Here is a 14,942-nt window from a genome sequence, read left to right as displayed (position 1 = left end):
GAGCTCTCGTGACCCTTGCCGGTCTGGCCACCGCCGTCCTCGCCGACCCGACCCTCGCCTCGGCGCTCTCCAGCGTCCGCGAGGAGGGCGTCGCGTCGCTCGACCTGACCGGCCCGGCGTCGCTGCGCCCGTTCGTCGTCAAGGGGGTCGTCGACACCGGCCGGACGGTGCTCGCGGTCACCGCGACCACCCGGGAGGCCGAGGAGCTGGTCGAGTCGCTGGGCTGCCTGATCGACCCGCGCGAGGTCGCCTACTACCCGAGCTGGGAGACGCTGCCGCACGAGCGGCTGAGCCCGCGCAGCGACACCGTCGGGCGTCGGCTGGCGGTGCTGCGCCGGCTGGTGCACCCGGGCGAGGACCCGTCGAACGGCCCGCTCAAGGTGGTCGTCGCGCCGGTGCGCAGCGTGCTGCAGCCGCAGGTCCGGGGCCTGGGGGAGCTGGAGCCGGTCGAGCTCACCGAGGGGATGACGGCCCCGCTCGAGGACGTGGTGCGGCGGCTGGCCGACGCCGCCTACTCCCGCGTCGACCTGGTGGAGAAGCGCGGCGAGTTCGCGGTGCGCGGCGGGATCGTCGACGTCTTCCCGCCGACCGAGGAGCACCCGCTGCGCGTGGAGTTCTGGGGCGACGACGTCGAGGAGATCCGCGCCTTCTCGGTCGCCGACCAGCGCACCCTGGAGAAGGCCGAGCGGCTCTGGGCGCCGCCGTGCCGCGAGCTCCTGCTCACCGACGAGGTACGACGCCGCGCGGCCGAGCTGGGCCGCGCCCACCCGCAGCTGGTGGAGCTCACCGACAAGATCGCCGCGGGCATCGCGGTGGAGGGGATGGAGTCGCTGGCCCCGGTGCTCGTCGACGAGATGGAGCTTCTCGTGGACCTGCTGCCCCCGGACTCCCACGTGCTGGTCCTCGACCCCGAGCGTGCCCGCAGCCGGGCCCACGACCTGGTCGCGACCAGCGAGGAGTTCCTCGGCGCCAGCTGGGCCGCGGCGGCCAGCGGCGGGACCGCTCCGATCGACCTGGGCGCTGCGTCGTACCGCACGCTCTCCGACGTCCGCGAGCACACCCTGGACCGCGGGACGCCGTGGTGGACGATGAGCCCGTTCGGCCTCGACACCGACGCCGCCGACGCGGTGCCCGACGTCGACGTGATCGTGGGCGCGGTCGAGAGCCGGGCGCTGCCGGCCCGCCCCGCCGACGCCTACCGCGGGGACGTGGAGCACGTCGTCAACGACCTGCGGGAGTGGCTCAAGAAGGGCTACCGCACGGTGGTGGTGCACCCCGGCCACGGTCCCGCCGAGCGGACCGTGCAGATCCTCGGCGAGCACGACATCGCGGCGCGGCTGGTGGACAGCCTGGACGCGGTCCCCGACACCGACGTGGTGACGGTGACGTGCGCGGCGCTGGTGAGCGGGTTCGTCGACGACGTGAACCGGATCGCGGTCGTCACCGGCGAGGACATCTCCGGGCAGAAGGCCTCCACCCGCGACATGCGCAAGATGCCCGCGCGCCGCAAGAAGCAGATCGACCCGCTCGAGCTCAAGGCCGGCGACTACGTGGTGCACGAGCAGCACGGCGTGGGCCGCTTCGTGGAGATGAAGCAGCGTGAGGTGGGCGGCGCGACGCGCGAGTACCTGGTGCTGGAGTACGGCGCGGCGAAGCGCGGCGCCGCCCCCGACCGGCTCTACGTGCCCGCCGACGCGCTGGACCAGGTCACCCGCTACGTCGGCGGCGAGCAGCCCAGCCTGGACCGGCTCGGCGGCGCCGACTGGTCCAAGCGCAAGAACCGGGCCCGCAAGGCGGTGCGCGAGATCGCGGCCGAGCTGATCAAGCTCTACGCGGCGCGCCAGGCCACCCGGGGCCACGCGTTCGGCCCCGACACCCCGTGGCAGCGCGAGCTCGAGGACGCCTTCCCCTTCAACGAGACCCCCGACCAGCTGAGCACCGTCGACGAGGTCAAGGCCGACATGATGCGGCAGGTCCCGATGGACCGGCTGGTCTGCGGCGACGTCGGCTACGGCAAGACCGAGATCGCGGTGCGCGCGGCCTTCAAGGCGGTCCAGGACGGCAAGCAGGTGGTGGTGCTGGTGCCCACCACGCTGCTGGTCAACCAGCACCTGTCCACGTTCACCGAGCGGATGAGCGGCTTCCCGGTCAACATCAAGGCGCTCTCGCGCTTCCAGAGCGACAAGGAGGCGCGCGAGGTGCTGGCCGGCCTGGCCGAGGGCACCGTCGACATCGCGATCGGCACCCACCGCCTGCTCGGCGCCGACGTGCGGATCAAGGACCTCGGGCTGATCATCGTCGACGAGGAGCAGCGCTTCGGTGTCGAGCACAAGGAGCAGATGAAGCGGCTGCGCACCTCCGTCGACGTGCTCGCGATGTCCGCGACGCCGATCCCGCGCACCCTGGAGATGGCGATCACCGGCATCCGGGAGATGTCCACGATCGCGACCCCGCCCGAGGAGCGCCACCCGGTGCTCACCTACGTCGGCGCCTACGAGGACCGTCAGGTCGTCGCCGCGGTGCGCCGCGAGCTGCTGCGCGAGGGCCAGGTCTTCTACATCCACAACCGGGTCAACTCCATCGACAAGGCCGCCGCGCACATCCGCGAGCTGGTCCCCGAGGCCCGGGTGGCCACCGCGCACGGGCAGATGAGCGAGCAGCAGCTCGAGCAGGTGATGCTCGACTTCTGGGAGAAGCGCTTCGACGTGCTGGTCTGCACCACGATCGTGGAGTCCGGCATCGACGTCTCCAACGCCAACACGATGCTGATCGAGCGCGCCGACACCCTGGGCCTCTCCCAGCTGCACCAGCTGCGCGGCCGGGTCGGGCGCAGCCGCGAGCGCGCCTACGCCTACTTCCTCTACCCCAGCGAGAAGCCGCTCACCGAGACCGCCCACGAGCGGCTGGCGACGCTGGCCCAGCACTCCGACCTCGGCGGCGGTATGGCGATCGCGATGAAGGACCTCGAGATCCGCGGGGCCGGCAACCTGCTCGGCGGCGAGCAGTCGGGCCACATCGCCGACGTCGGCTTCGACCTCTACGTGCGACTGGTGGGGGAGGCGGTCAACGACTTCAAGGGCACCAAGGAGGACGAGGGGCTGGGCGAGGTCCGCATCGAGCTGCCGATCGACGCGCACCTGCCGCACGGCTACATCTCCTCGGAGCGGCTGCGCCTGGAGATGTACAAGCGCCTCGCCGAGGTCCGCAGCGACGAGGACGTCGACGTGCTGCGCGACGAGATGGTCGACCGCTACGGCGAGCCGCCGCAGGAGGTCGCCTCGCTGCTGCTCGTCGCGCGGTTCCGGGCCCGGGCCCGCCGCGCCGGCGTCGGCGAGGTCACGATCGCGGGCAAGAACGTCCGCTTCGCGCCCGTCGAGCTGCCCGACTCGCGCGTCGTACGGCTCCAGCGCCTGCACCCCAAGAGCATCGTCAAGCCCCAGCTGCAGACCATCCTGGTGCCCCGCCCGCAGACCGCGGTGGTAGGGGGGAAGCCGATCACGGGCGTGGCTTTGCTTGAATGGGCGCGGCAGGTCATCGACACGGTGATCGACCCCCAGAGCTGAGGAGCCCTCCACGTGACCATCCGCCTGCGCCCGATCGCCGGTCTCGCCGTCGCCGCCACCGTCCTGCTCTCCGGCTGCGGCACGTCGCCGGGCTCGGCGGTGCGCGTGGACGACACCACGGTCTCGATGGGGACGCTCGACGAGCGCACCTCCGAGGCGTGCGAGGCGCTGGAGACCCAGCTGCCCGAGGGCCAGGCGCTCTCGCGGGCCTCGGTGCGCGCCACCGTCGCCCAGCAGGCGCTGGTGCGCGAGGTGGTCGACCAGATCGCCGACGAGTACGGCGTGCGGCCCTCCTCGGCCTACGACGAGGCCGAGGCGCAGATCCGCCAGCAGAGCGCGGACATCCCCGAGGAGCTGATGGACACCTGGGTCGAGGTGAACGCCGGCAACGCCTACCTCCAGGACGTGCTCGGCCAGGTCGGCGCCCAGGTGCTCCAGGAGGAGGGGACCGACGCGAACCCCCAGGCGGCCGCCCAGCGCGGAGACCAGATCTTCCAGGAGTGGCTCGCCGACCACGACATCCAGGTCGACCCGCGCTTCGGCTTCGCGGTCATCGACGGCGGCCTGACCCAGACCGACTCCAGCGTGTCGGTGCCGGTGAGCGGCTCGGCGCTGGCCACGCTGGCGGACCTGAGCGGCCAGGACCAGGGCCACGCGGCGTCGCTGCCGCAGTCCCAGCGGTGCGGCTGAGCGCCATGACCCCGGGCGAGCGCAGTCCCCTCGTCGAGTTCCACGAGGTGATGCGCCGGCTGCGCAGCGAGTGCAGCTGGAAGGCCGCCCAGACCCATCGGTCGCTGGCCCGCTACCTCCTCGAGGAGACCCACGAGGTGCTCGAGGCCCTGGACACCGGTGACGACGAGCACCTGCGCGAGGAGCTCGGCGACCTGCTGCTGCAGGTCTACTTCCACGCGGTGATCGCGCAGGAGCGCGGCGCGTTCACTCTCGACGACGTGGCCCGCGACGTCATCGCCAAGATGCGCCGGCGCAACCCGCACGTGTTCGCCCCCGAGGGCGGCGAGCTGGCGCCCGGCGGCGACCCGGCGGCGGTCAACGACGTCTGGCAGGCGATCAAGGCGACCGAGAAGCCGCGCAGCTCGGTCCTGGACGGGATCCCGCCCGGCCTGCCGGCGCTGCTGCTCGCGGACAAGGTGCTCGAGCGCCTCGAGCGGGCGGGCGTGGCACCCTCCGCGGACCCCGGGCGCGCCGACGAGCTCGGGGAGCGGCTGCTCGCCCTGGTTGCCGAGGCGCGCGCCGAGGGCGTCGACCCCGAGCAGGCCCTGCGCGACGCCGTACGCCGCGCGCTCCCGCCCGGATAGGCTGGCCGGATGAACGACACCCCCACGGTCGAGGAGTTCTGGCAGGAGTGTCGCTCGGCGCTACCCGGCCTGCCCGCGCAGACGCCCGAGGCGTGGGCGTTCGGTGCGACCCCCGCCCATGCAGACGGCCTCCTCGCCCTGGTGCTGGCAGGCACGAAGACGGCGACGGCTTCCTCGCTGTGGGACTACGAGCACACCGGGGAGCCCCTCCCCGAAGTGGGCCTGCTGAACATCATCCTCGACGGTCGCGGGGTCCCTCGCGCGCTTCTGGAGACGGTCGCCGTGGACGTGATCGCCTTCGACGAGGTGCCGGCGTCACACGCCTTCGCGGAAGGCGAGGGAGACCGATCGCTCTCCTCCTGGCGCCAGGTTCACGAGCGCTTCTGGCGCGAGCACTCCGAGAGCCCGAGGGGCTTCGATCCCGGCATGCCCGTCGTGTGCGAGGAGCTCCGGCTTCTGCACGGCGACCAGCGTCCAGCCTGAACCAGGCCGCGCTCAGCGGCGCATCGCCCGGTGCGCCAGCCGGTTGCCGGCGAACTGGGCGGTCTGCACCAGCGCGACGATCACCAGCACCGCGGCCCAGGTCACCACCGGCTCGAACTGGCGGTAGCCGTAGGTCACCGCGAAGGCGCCGAGCCCGCCGCCGCCGACCACGCCGGCCACCGCCGACATGTCGACGATGGCGACCAGCGCGAAGGTGTAGCCCAGGATCAGCGGACCCAGCGCCTCCGGCAGCAGCACCGCGAACGTCGTGCGCAGCTTGCCCGCGCCCATCGCCCGCGACGCCTCGAGCACCCCGGGGTCGACCGAGACCAGGTTCTGCTCGACGATCCGGCTGATCCCGAAGGCCGCGGCCAGCGAGAGCGCGAAGATGATCGCCCGGTTCCCGATCCCGATCCCGACCACCAGCCGGGCCAGCGGCTGGGCGGCGGCGATGAAGATGACGAACGGGATCGGCCGGAAGAAGTTCACCAGCACGTTGACCGCGAGGTTCACCACCCGCTGGGGCGCGATCCCGCCGGGCCGCGTCGTGTACAGCAGCAGGCCGAGCGCCAGCCCGCCCACGCCGCCGATGACCAGCGTGATGCCGACGATGTAGAGGGTCTCGACGGTGGCGCTCCAGAAGAGCGAGTCGAGCTCGATCAGGCGGTTCATCAGCGCACCTCCTCGGTGCTCGGCAGGGTCTGGGGGCGGGTGACCTCGACCCGGGTGCCCACGTGGGCGAGCGCGTCGGCGACCGCCGCCGGGTCACCGGTGAGGGCGAAGGTGAGGTGGCCGAAGGTGCGTCCGCGGACGTCCTCGACGCCCCCGTGGATCAGCTCGAAGTCGACGCCGCGCTCGATGAACGCCGTGAACACGTCGGCGGGGGAGACGTCCTCGTCGCGGAACGAGAGCGTGACGAACTCCCCGGGGTGACGCTGGCGCAGCCGCTCCAGGGCGCGCGTGCCGGGGCCCTTCTCCACCAGCGTGCTGACGAAGCGGCGGGTGGCCGGGTGCTGCGGGTCGGAGAACACGTCGTAGGTGTCACCGGACTCCACGATGCGTCCGGCCTCCATCACCGCGACCCGGTGGGCGATCGAGCGGACCACCTCCATCTCGTGGGTGATCACCACGATCGTCACCCCGAGCTCCTCGTTGACCCGGCGCAGCAGTGCCAGCACCTCGGAGGTCGTCTGCGGGTCCAGCGCGCTGGTGGCCTCGTCGGCGAGCAGCAGCCGGGGCTGGGTGGCCAGCGCCCGGGCGATCCCGACGCGCTGCTTCTGCCCGCCGGAGAGCTGCTCGATGTGCGCGTGCGCCTTGTCCGCCAGGCCGACGAAGTGCAGCAGCTCGGAGATCCTCGCCTGGTGCTGCTCCTTCGCGACGCCGGCGACCTGCAGCGGGTAGGCGATGTTGCCCCACACCGTGCGCGAGGAGAACAGGTTGAACTGCTGGAAGATCATCCCGATCTCGCGGCGCACCTCGCGCAGGTCGCGCTCCGACATCGTGCTGACCTCGCGCCCGGCGACGCTGACGGTGCCCTCGGTGGGGCGGTCCAGGGCGTTGATCAGGCGCAGCAGCGTCGACTTGCCGGCCCCGGAGTACCCGACCACGCCGAGGATCTCGCCCTCGGCGACGTCGAGGGACACGTGGTCCAGGGCCAGCACCGGCGAGCCCTGCCTCGAGCGCGCCGGGAACGCGCGACTCACGTCGCGCAGCCGGATCAGGGGCTCGCTCACCGCGCTCAGCCCTTGTGGTCGCGGGTGTCGGCCTCGACCTTGCGCAGCGACTCGACCAGGTCGTCGACCGGCGTCTTGAGCATCACGGCGGTGTCGCCGGAGGCCTTGCGCACCGCGTCCTGCACCGGGGTCGTCTCCTGGTAGATCTCGACCAGCTTGCGGTACGTCGCGTCGTCGGCGTCGCCGGACCGCGCGGCGAAGACGTTGACGTAGGGCAGCGCGTTGGGGTCGGCGGGGTCGTCCTGGGCGATCGCGTCGGCGAAGTCCAGGCCGGCCTTCTCGACGAAGTCGTTGTTCACGATCGCGGCCGCCACGTCGTCCAGGGCGGGCGCGGTGAGGGCGGCGTCGAGGGCCTTGACCTCGATGCGCGAGCCGTCCGCGACGTCGGAGAGGTCGGAGAAGATGGTGCCGCCGGAGGTCAGCTCGATCAGCCCGGCCGACTGCAGCACCAGCAGCGCGCGCGCCTGGTTGCTCGGGTCGTCGGGCACCGCCACGGTCGCGCCGTCGGGGATCTCCTCGGCGCTGTCGTACTGCTTGGAGTACAGGCCCAGGGGGTAGATCGCGGTGGCGCCGATCGGCTCGAGGTCGTCGTCGTTGGCCACGTTGTAGTCGGCCAGGTAGACGATGTGCTGGAACTGGTTGAGGTCGACCTCGCCCTCGCTGAGCGCGGGGTTCGGCTGGGTGTACTCCGCGAAGTTCACCAGCTCGACGGCGATGCCCTCCTCCTCGGCCGCCTCGACGTAGGTGTCCCAGTACGGCTCGCTGGCGTCGACGACGCCGATGCGGATCTTCTCCTCGTCCTCGTCGCCGCCGGTGAGGGCGACCACCAGGCCGATCACGACGGTGATCGCCACCAGCGCGGCGAGCAGCAGCGGCCACCGCTTGCGCCGGGGGGCCTCGATCAGGGGCGAGGCGGGGGACTCGGAGCTGGGCGGGGGAAGCTGCGACACGGTGTTTCCTGTTCGGTTCGTGAGGGGGGCTCGTGGCCGCCCACGGGGCATCGGGGGATGCAACCGAGTGCAGCAGGGGGGATTCCCCGGGCCTCGTTCGTTTCACTATGCAAGATGACGATCTCAGCGCCGCGAGCGTGACGGGCCCGCGCCGGGTGCCGGAACTCACACCTGGGCGGGGCTCCCGGAAATGTGTGACGACGCCGATACGCTGGGTCACGACCTACCGGTCCGCACCATCCGTCCCCCCGTTCTCGAACCAGCAGGAGTGCACCGTGGCTTCCATCGCAGCAGTCGGCGCCCGAGAGATCCTCGACTCGCGCGGCAATCCCACCGTCGAGGTCGAGGTCCTCCTCGACGACGGCGTCCTCGGCCGAGCCGCGGTGCCCAGCGGCGCCTCCACCGGAGCCTTCGAGGCCGTCGAGCTGCGCGACGGCGGCGAGCGCTACCTCGGCAAGGGCGTGGAGAACGCCGTCAACGCGGTCATCGACACGATCGGCCCCGCCGTGCTGGACATGGAGGCCGACGACCAGCGCCTGCTCGACCAGCGGATGCTCGAGCTCGACGCCACCCCCAACAAGGCCAACCTGGGCGCGAACGCCATCCTCGGTGTCTCGATGGCCGTGGCCCGGGCCGCCGCCGACTCCGCCGGCCTGCCGCTCTACCGCTACATCGGCGGTCCCAACGCGCACCTGCTGCCCGTCCCGATGATGAACATCCTCAACGGCGGCTCGCACGCCGACTCCAACGTGGACATCCAGGAGTTCATGATCGCGCCGATCGGGGCGCCGACGTTCCGCGAGGCGCTGCGCCAGGGCGCGGAGGTCTACCACGCGCTGAAGTCGGTGCTGAAGAAGAAGGGGCTGGCCACCGGCCTCGGCGACGAGGGCGGCTTCGCCCCCAACCTCGAGTCCAACCGCGCCGCGCTCGACCTGATCGCCGAGGCCGTCTCGGCCGCCGGCCTCACGCTCGGCACCGACATCGCGCTGGCGATGGACGTGGCCGCCTCGGAGTTCTTCAAGGACGGCTCCTACGCCTTCGAGGGCGGCACCAAGTTGTCGGCCGAGATGAGCGCCTACTACGCCGACCTCGTCGCGGCGTACCCGATCGTCTCCATCGAGGACCCGCTCGACGAGGACGACTGGGAGGGCTGGAAGGCGCTCACCGACCAGCTCGGCGACAAGATCCAGATCGTCGGCGACGACCTCTTCGTCACCAACGTGGAGCGGCTGCAGCGCGGCATCAGCGGCGGCCAGGCGAACGCGCTGCTGGTGAAGGTCAACCAGATCGGCTCGCTCACCGAGACCCTCGACTCCGTCGACCTGGCGCACCGCAACGGCTACCGCTGCATGATGAGCCACCGCTCGGGCGAGACCGAGGACACCACGATCGCCGACCTCGCGGTGGCGACCAACTGCGGCCAGATCAAGACCGGCGCCCCGGCGCGCTCGGAGCGGGTGGCGAAGTACAACCAGCTGCTGCGCATCGAGGAGGAGCTCGGCGACGCCGCACGCTACGCCGGCGCGAGCGCCTTCCCGCGCTTCCGGGCCTGACCGGGCACCTGGCGTGAGCACTCGGGACAGCGCCCGGTCCGCGCGCGGCAACGGCCGCGGCGGACCCGGCGGCAGCCGTCGGCCGGGCGAGCGGGGAGCCCCGCGCGCCCGGTCGGCGGCGTCCCCTGCTCCCGCCCGCCCCCCGCGCCGCCGTCCCCGGCTCACCGGCCGGGCGGCGGTGCTGGTGCTGGTGGTGGCCGTGCTCGCGGTCTCCTACGCCTCGTCCCTGCGGGCCTACCTCGAGCAGCGCAGCCACCTGGCCGAGCTGAAGACCCAGATCGCCGAGCGCGAGGCCGACATCGAGTCCCTCGAGCGCGAGAAGCGACGCTGGGACGACCCGGCGTACGTCGAGGCGCAGGCGCGTGAGCGGTTCGGCTACCTGATGCCGGGGGAGACCGGCTTCCAGGTGCTCGACCGCGACGGCCGGCCGCTGGGCGCCCAGGCCACGCTGCACGACCCCCAGGACGTCGTGCCCACCGAGCCGACGGCGTGGTGGACCACGGCCTGGGGCTCCATGGAGCTGGCCGGTCACCCGCCGAGCGCGGCGGACCGTCCCGCCGACGAGATCGGCGCCCCCACCCACCCGAAGACCCCGAAGGGCGACCAGTGACCGAACCGCGTGACGCGGCCCCGCTCGAAGCCGCGGACGTCGCGGCCATCACCGCCCAGCTGGGCCGTGAGCCCCGCGGCATCCAGGAGATCGGGCACCGCTGCCCGTGCGGCAACCCCGACGTGGTCACCACCAAGCCGCGCCTGCCCAACGGCACGCCGTTCCCGACCACCTTCTACCTGACCTGCCCGCGGGCGGCCTCGCGCATCGGCACCCTCGAGGGCACCGGGGTGATGAAGCGGATGCAGGAACGGCTCGGCGAGGACCCCGAGCTGGCGGCCGCCTACGCCGCCGCGCACGAGCGCTACCTCGAGGCCCGTTACGCGATCGGCGAGGTGCCCGAGATCCACGGCATCTCCGCGGGTGGGATGCCCGATCGGGTGAAGTGCCTGCACGTGCTGGCCGGGCAGTCGCTGGCCCAGGGCCGCGGGGTGAACCCGCTCGGCGACGAGGTGCTCGACCTGCTCGGCGCGTGGTGGGAGTCCGGGCCCTGCGTGAGCGTGGACGGCCCGGACGAAGGCGCCGGGCCGAGCGAGGCAACGGGGGCGGACGGCTCGTGATCGCTGCCATCGACTGCGGCACCAACACCATCAAGCTGCTGATCGGGGACCTGCCCGACGTCGCGGTCCGCGAGGCCCGGATGGTGCGGCTGGGCGAGGGCGTGGACCGCACCGGCCGGCTCAACGACGCGGCCCTGGAGCGCGCCTTCGCGGCGCTGGACGAGTACGCCGCGCTGATCGCGCAGCACCCGGTGCGGCGGATCCGGTTCTGCGCCACCTCCGCGACCCGCGACGCCAGCAACGCCGAGGTGTTCACCGCGGGCGTGCGCGAGCGGCTCGGCGTGGAGCCGGAGGTCGTCGGCGGCGCCGAGGAGGCGGCCCTCGCCTTCGACGGCGCGGTGCGCAACCTGCGGGTCCCGGCCGCCGCGCCGGTACTGGTGGTCGACATCGGTGGCGGGTCCACCGAGCTGATCCTGGGAGACGCCTCGGGTGAGGCGGCCGCCTCGGCGTACTCGATGGACATCGGGTCGGTCCGGCTGCACGAGCGCCACCTGCACGGCGACCCGCCGAGCGCCGCCGAGCTGGCCGCCTGCGTCGCCGACATCGACGCCGCGCTGGACGCCTGCCCGGTCGCCGTGTCGTCGGCCGCCAGCGTGGTGGGCGTCGCCGGGACCGTGCTCACCCTCGCCGCCGGCGTCCTGGACCTGCCGGCGTTCGACTCCGCGGTCGTGGACCAGTCCGTGCTCTCCCGCGACGCCGTGCACGCGCTGACCGAGCGGCTGCTCGCGATGAGCGTGGACGAGCGTCGGGCGCTGCCCTACATGCACCCCGGGCGCGCCGACGTGATCGGCGCCGGCGCGCTGATCCTGGACCGGATCCTGCGCCGGGCCCGGGTCGATGAGCTGATCGCCTCGGAGGCCGACATCCTGGACGGGATCGGCTGGTCGATCAGCTGACGCGTCGGTTTCCCCGGTCGACCGGGGAAACCGACGCCTGGTTTGCCCCCCGGTGCCAGGGGTACCGACGCCCCATGAGCCACCAACAGTCGGACGAACCGATCGGTGCGCTGGTCCATCGGCTCTCCGAGCAGATCCCCCAGCTCATCCGCAGCGAGCTGCGCCTGGCCCAGGCGGAGATGGCCCAGAAGGGCAAGAAGGCCGGCATCGGCATCGGCATGTTCAGCGCCGCCGGTCTCCTGGCGTTCTTCGGCCTGGCGACGCTGATCACCACCGCGATCCTCGCCCTGGACCTGGTGCTGCCCGCCTGGGCGGCCGCCCTGATCGTGGCCGGCGTCCTGCTCGTGGTGGCGGCCGTGATGGCGCTGCTGGGCAAGAAGGAGGTCGCGCAGGCGACCCCGGCCGCGCCGGAGACCGCCATCGAGAGCGTCAAGGCCGACGTCGACGCCCTGAAGGGGGGACACGCATGAGCGGCAGGCATGCAGGTGAGCACGACGAGGGCGCCGAGCCGGCCGAGCCGGGGAGCCCGGAGGCGATCGAGGCCGACATCGCCCGGCAGCGTGAGCAGCTGGCCGACACCGTGGACGCCCTCCAGCGCCAGCTGGACTTCAAGACGCGCGTCCAGACCAAGCTCGCCGAGCTGCGACGCCGTGCCACCGACGCGGACGGCAAGCCGAAGCCGGCCGTGGCCGGCGGCGTCGCGGGCGGCGTCGTACTGCTCGTGGGGCTGGTCGTGCTCAAGCGTCGCCGCGGCTCCCACGACTGAGTGACCGGCTCCCCGCCAATCCCAAGGATCACCCCCCACCGAGAGGAAGTTCCATGATCAAGAAGCTCCCCCTGCTCGCCGCCGCCGGCGTCGGCTACGTGCTTGGTGCCCGCGCGGGCCGCCAGCGCTACGAGCAGATCGCCGCCACGACCCGCAAGGTGGCGCGCAACCCCAAGGTGCAGCAGGCGGCCAAGTCGGCCCAGGACACCGTCGCTGCCCAGGCCCCGGTCGTCGCCGACGCGGTGAAGAGCAAGGTGACGACGGCCGCCTCCGCGGCCGCGGACAAGGTCCGCAAGGACGACAGCGACTCGCCCAGCAATGGCTCTGAGTCCGACGTGACGCCGGGCATCACGCCTCCGCCTGCGGTCTACTGATCCGGGCGCGGGTCGGTGCCCAACCCACCCGCCCGGCCTCGTCGTAGGAGGTCCTCGGTGAGGATGGGGGAGTGAGCGAGCTCCTGCCCCATCCCCTCACCGGGGACCTCTTCGCGTCCCCGGTCCCGCCCGGCACCGGCTGGCCCGGCGACCCCGCCCAGCCCGACACGCCGGTCGCCCGCGACGCCGACGACGTACGCCGATTGGTCACAGACGGACCTCCGGCGGCCGAAATCTCACCCGTTGGGGACCAAACGGCGCAGCTCGACGCCCGCATCTCGGTATGCCGCGCCTGCCCCCGCCTGGTCCGCTGGCGCGAGGATGTGGCGCGCGACAAGCGGGCGTCGTTCCGCGGCGAGCCCTACTGGGGCCGGCCGATCAGCGGGTGGGGGTCGGCGACGCCGCGGGTGCTGATCGTGGGGCTGGCACCGGCGGCGAACGGGGGCAACCGGACGGGGCGGATCTTCACCGGCGACCGGTCCGGGGACTGGCTGTTCGCGAGCCTGTTCCGGGTCGGCCTGGCCAACCAGCCCACCAGCGAGCACGCCGGCGACGGTCTGGAGCTGATCGACGCCCGGATGCTGGCCGCGGTGCGCTGCGCCCCGCCGGCGAACAAGCCGACCCCGACCGAGCGCGACACCTGCGCCCCCTGGCTGCACGCCGAGCTGGCCCTGGTCGCCCCGAGCGTGCGCGCCGTGGTGGCGCTGGGCGGTTTCGGTTGGGACGCGGCCCTGGCGGCGTACCGGGCCCTGGGCTACCACGTGCCACGGCCCCGGCCACGCTTCGGGCACGGTGCCGAGGTCGTGCTCAGCTCCGCGGACAGCGCGCGGCTGCCCGACGTGGTGCTCATCGGCAGCTACCACCCCAGCCAGCAGAACACGTTCACCGGGCGGCTCACCGAGACCATGCTGGACGACGTGCTCGGCCGGGCTGCCACAATACGGGCGTGACCCTCCACGCCATCACCGTCCTCGGCCACGACCGACCCGGCATCATCGCCGAGACCACCGGCGTCATCGCCGGTCTGGGCCTCAACCTCGAGGACACCACGATGACGCTGCTGCGGGGCCATTTCGCGATGATGCTGATCTGCGACGGCGACGCGAGCGACGCGGCCATCGAGGAGGCGCTGTCCCCGCTGGCCGCCGACGGCACGCTGACCGTGACCGTGCGCGAGGTGCCGCGCGAGGACCTCGCCACGGTGGGCGGTACGTCGTGGGTGCTGACCGTGCACGGCGGCGACCGGCCCGGCATCGTCTCCTCGATCATCGGCGAGGTGGCCCGGGTCGGCGGCAACATCACCGACCTCACCACCCGGCTGGCCGGTGAGCTCTACCTGCTGATCGCCGAGGTCGACCTGCCCTCGGGCGCCGACGTCGCCGCCGTGGAGGCGGCCCTGCGCGACGCCGCGGACGCCCTCGGGGTGGACGTGTCGCTGCGTGCGGTGGAGGCCGACGAGCTGTGATCGACGCACGCCTTGCTGCCTGGACCGAGGACGAGCTGGGCGTCGAGGGCAGGATCCTCGACGTCGTGCGCGCCCCGGCCAAGGTGCTCTCCACGGTCGGCGCCGAGGTCGACCCGACCGCCCCCGAGACGGTCCAGCTCGCCGCGGACCTGATCGCCACGATGCGGGTCAGCCCCGGCTGCGTGGGGCTGGCCGCCCCCCAGGTCGGCGTGTCGGCGAAGGTCTTCTGCGTCGACGTCTCCGCGCACCCCAAGACCCGCGACCACCACGCTACGTTCGTCCTGTGCAATGCGGTCGTCGTGGAGTCCTCGCGCAACGAGAAGGCACGCGAGGGCTGCATGTCCGTGCCCGACTTCACCGGCGACGTCAAGCGTGCGACGCGGCTGGTGGTGCGTGGCCAGCTGCCGGGCACCGGGGAGAGCGTGGAGTTCAGCGCCAACGCGTTCGAGGCCCGCGCCCTGCAGCACGAGATCGACCACTGCGAGGGGCTGCTCTTCCTGGACCGGGCGGCGGGCGCCCACGCGATCTACGCGCGCAAGACCTACCAGTAGCCGGACCCGACCGATGAGCCCCGCACCGATGCGCCCCCGTATCCCAATGGCAGAGGAAATCGCCTTAAAAGCGACTCAGTGTGGGTTCGAGTCCCACCGGGGGCACGTGATGCTCGAACGTG

General features: G+C 72.6%; 17 protein-coding genes and 1 tRNA gene. 15 read left to right on the top strand and 3 right to left on the bottom strand.

Annotation, left to right across the window (positions count from 1 at the left end):
• The first annotated feature begins 8 nt into the window (after positions 1 to 8).
• Genes mfd through AC6EI4_RS07310 form a run of 4 tightly spaced genes read left to right on the top strand, consistent with a single transcriptional unit; the run spans position 9 to position 5,362 of the window.
• Positions 9 to 3,563 carry a transcription-repair coupling factor gene (gene mfd / locus AC6EI4_RS07325; protein WP_498451056.1) on the top strand — a complete coding sequence of 1,185 codons (3,555 nt, stop codon included), beginning with the start codon at positions 9 to 11 and terminating at the stop codon, positions 3,561 to 3,563.
• Positions 3,564 to 3,575: 12 nt separating this feature from the next.
• A complete protein-coding gene (locus tag AC6EI4_RS07320; RefSeq protein WP_498421254.1) occupies positions 3,576 to 4,253 on the top strand; it encodes a hypothetical protein in 678 nt (225 codons plus the stop codon).
• Positions 4,254 to 4,258: 5 nt separating this feature from the next.
• Positions 4,259 to 4,879, top strand: a complete 621-nt coding sequence (locus tag AC6EI4_RS07315) for a nucleoside triphosphate pyrophosphohydrolase (protein WP_498421256.1) — start codon at positions 4,259 to 4,261, stop codon at positions 4,877 to 4,879.
• Positions 4,880 to 4,888: 9 nt separating this feature from the next.
• Positions 4,889 to 5,362 (top strand): ASCH domain-containing protein, encoded by a 474-nt coding sequence (locus tag AC6EI4_RS07310; protein WP_498421257.1) that lies wholly within the window; start codon positions 4,889 to 4,891, stop codon positions 5,360 to 5,362.
• Positions 5,363 to 5,374: 12 nt separating this feature from the next.
• On the opposite strand, the gene AC6EI4_RS07305 is transcribed toward AC6EI4_RS07310, so the two are convergent.
• The 3 genes from AC6EI4_RS07305 to AC6EI4_RS07295 are packed head-to-tail and all read right to left on the bottom strand — an operon-like array spanning position 5,375 to position 8,045.
• A complete protein-coding gene (locus tag AC6EI4_RS07305; protein WP_498451055.1) occupies positions 5,375 to 6,034 on the bottom strand; it encodes a methionine ABC transporter permease in 660 nt (219 codons plus the stop codon).
• Entirely contained in the window at positions 6,034 to 7,095 is a 1,062-nt protein-coding gene (locus AC6EI4_RS07300) for a methionine ABC transporter ATP-binding protein (protein WP_498451054.1), read from the bottom strand. The genes AC6EI4_RS07305 and AC6EI4_RS07300 overlap by 1 nt, the downstream gene beginning before the upstream one ends.
• 5 nt (positions 7,096 to 7,100) lie before the next feature.
• Positions 7,101 to 8,045, bottom strand: coding sequence for a MetQ/NlpA family ABC transporter substrate-binding protein (locus AC6EI4_RS07295; RefSeq protein WP_498451053.1), 945 nt, complete (start codon positions 8,043 to 8,045; stop codon positions 7,101 to 7,103).
• 275 nt (positions 8,046 to 8,320) lie between these two features.
• Here AC6EI4_RS07295 and eno point away from each other — a divergent pair, with 275 nt between their 5' ends.
• The 11 genes from eno to AC6EI4_RS07240 all read left to right on the top strand — a co-directional run bounded on the left by eno (position 8,321) and on the right by AC6EI4_RS07240 (position 14,925).
• Positions 8,321 to 9,598 carry a phosphopyruvate hydratase gene (eno, locus tag AC6EI4_RS07290; RefSeq protein ID WP_498451052.1) on the top strand — a complete coding sequence of 426 codons (1,278 nt, stop codon included), beginning with the start codon at positions 8,321 to 8,323 and terminating at the stop codon, positions 9,596 to 9,598.
• Positions 9,599 to 9,611: 13 nt separating this feature from the next.
• Positions 9,612 to 10,208, top strand: coding sequence for an FtsB family cell division protein (locus AC6EI4_RS07285; RefSeq protein WP_498421265.1), 597 nt, complete (start codon positions 9,612 to 9,614; stop codon positions 10,206 to 10,208).
• Entirely contained in the window at positions 10,205 to 10,768 is a 564-nt protein-coding gene (locus tag AC6EI4_RS07280; RefSeq protein WP_498451051.1) for a DUF501 domain-containing protein, read from the top strand. The genes AC6EI4_RS07285 and AC6EI4_RS07280 overlap by 4 nt, the downstream gene beginning before the upstream one ends.
• On the top strand, positions 10,765 to 11,664 hold the full coding sequence (locus AC6EI4_RS07275) for a Ppx/GppA phosphatase family protein (RefSeq protein ID WP_498451050.1): 900 nt from the start codon (positions 10,765 to 10,767) through the stop codon (positions 11,662 to 11,664). The genes AC6EI4_RS07280 and AC6EI4_RS07275 overlap by 4 nt, the downstream gene beginning before the upstream one ends.
• Before the next feature lie 74 nt (positions 11,665 to 11,738).
• Positions 11,739 to 12,134 carry a phage holin family protein gene (locus AC6EI4_RS07270; RefSeq protein ID WP_498421269.1) on the top strand — a complete coding sequence of 132 codons (396 nt, stop codon included), beginning with the start codon at positions 11,739 to 11,741 and terminating at the stop codon, positions 12,132 to 12,134.
• Positions 12,131 to 12,430, top strand: a complete 300-nt coding sequence (locus AC6EI4_RS07265; RefSeq protein WP_498421270.1) for a DUF3618 domain-containing protein — start codon at positions 12,131 to 12,133, stop codon at positions 12,428 to 12,430. Before AC6EI4_RS07270 ends, AC6EI4_RS07265 begins: the two co-directional genes overlap by 4 nt.
• A 53-nt stretch (positions 12,431 to 12,483) precedes the next feature.
• Positions 12,484 to 12,804, top strand: a complete 321-nt coding sequence (locus AC6EI4_RS07260; RefSeq protein WP_498451049.1) for a hypothetical protein — start codon at positions 12,484 to 12,486, stop codon at positions 12,802 to 12,804.
• 71 nt (positions 12,805 to 12,875) lie between these two features.
• Positions 12,876 to 13,754, top strand: a complete 879-nt coding sequence (locus AC6EI4_RS07255; RefSeq protein WP_498421275.1) for a uracil-DNA glycosylase — start codon at positions 12,876 to 12,878, stop codon at positions 13,752 to 13,754.
• Complete coding sequence (locus tag AC6EI4_RS07250) at positions 13,751 to 14,269, top strand: glycine cleavage system transcriptional repressor (protein ID WP_498451048.1); 519 nt, start codon at positions 13,751 to 13,753, stop codon at positions 14,267 to 14,269. Before AC6EI4_RS07255 ends, AC6EI4_RS07250 begins: the two co-directional genes overlap by 4 nt.
• On the top strand, positions 14,266 to 14,820 hold the full coding sequence (locus AC6EI4_RS07245) for a peptide deformylase (RefSeq protein ID WP_498421281.1): 555 nt from the start codon (positions 14,266 to 14,268) through the stop codon (positions 14,818 to 14,820). Before AC6EI4_RS07250 ends, AC6EI4_RS07245 begins: the two co-directional genes overlap by 4 nt.
• Before the next feature lie 32 nt (positions 14,821 to 14,852).
• A tRNA-Leu gene (locus AC6EI4_RS07240) sits at positions 14,853 to 14,925 on the top strand.
• Positions 14,926 to 14,942 lie beyond the last annotated feature (17 nt).

This window comes from Nocardioides sp. Z43_10, from assembly GCF_059766615.1.
This window is presented reverse-complemented; position numbering and strand designations above follow the sequence as displayed.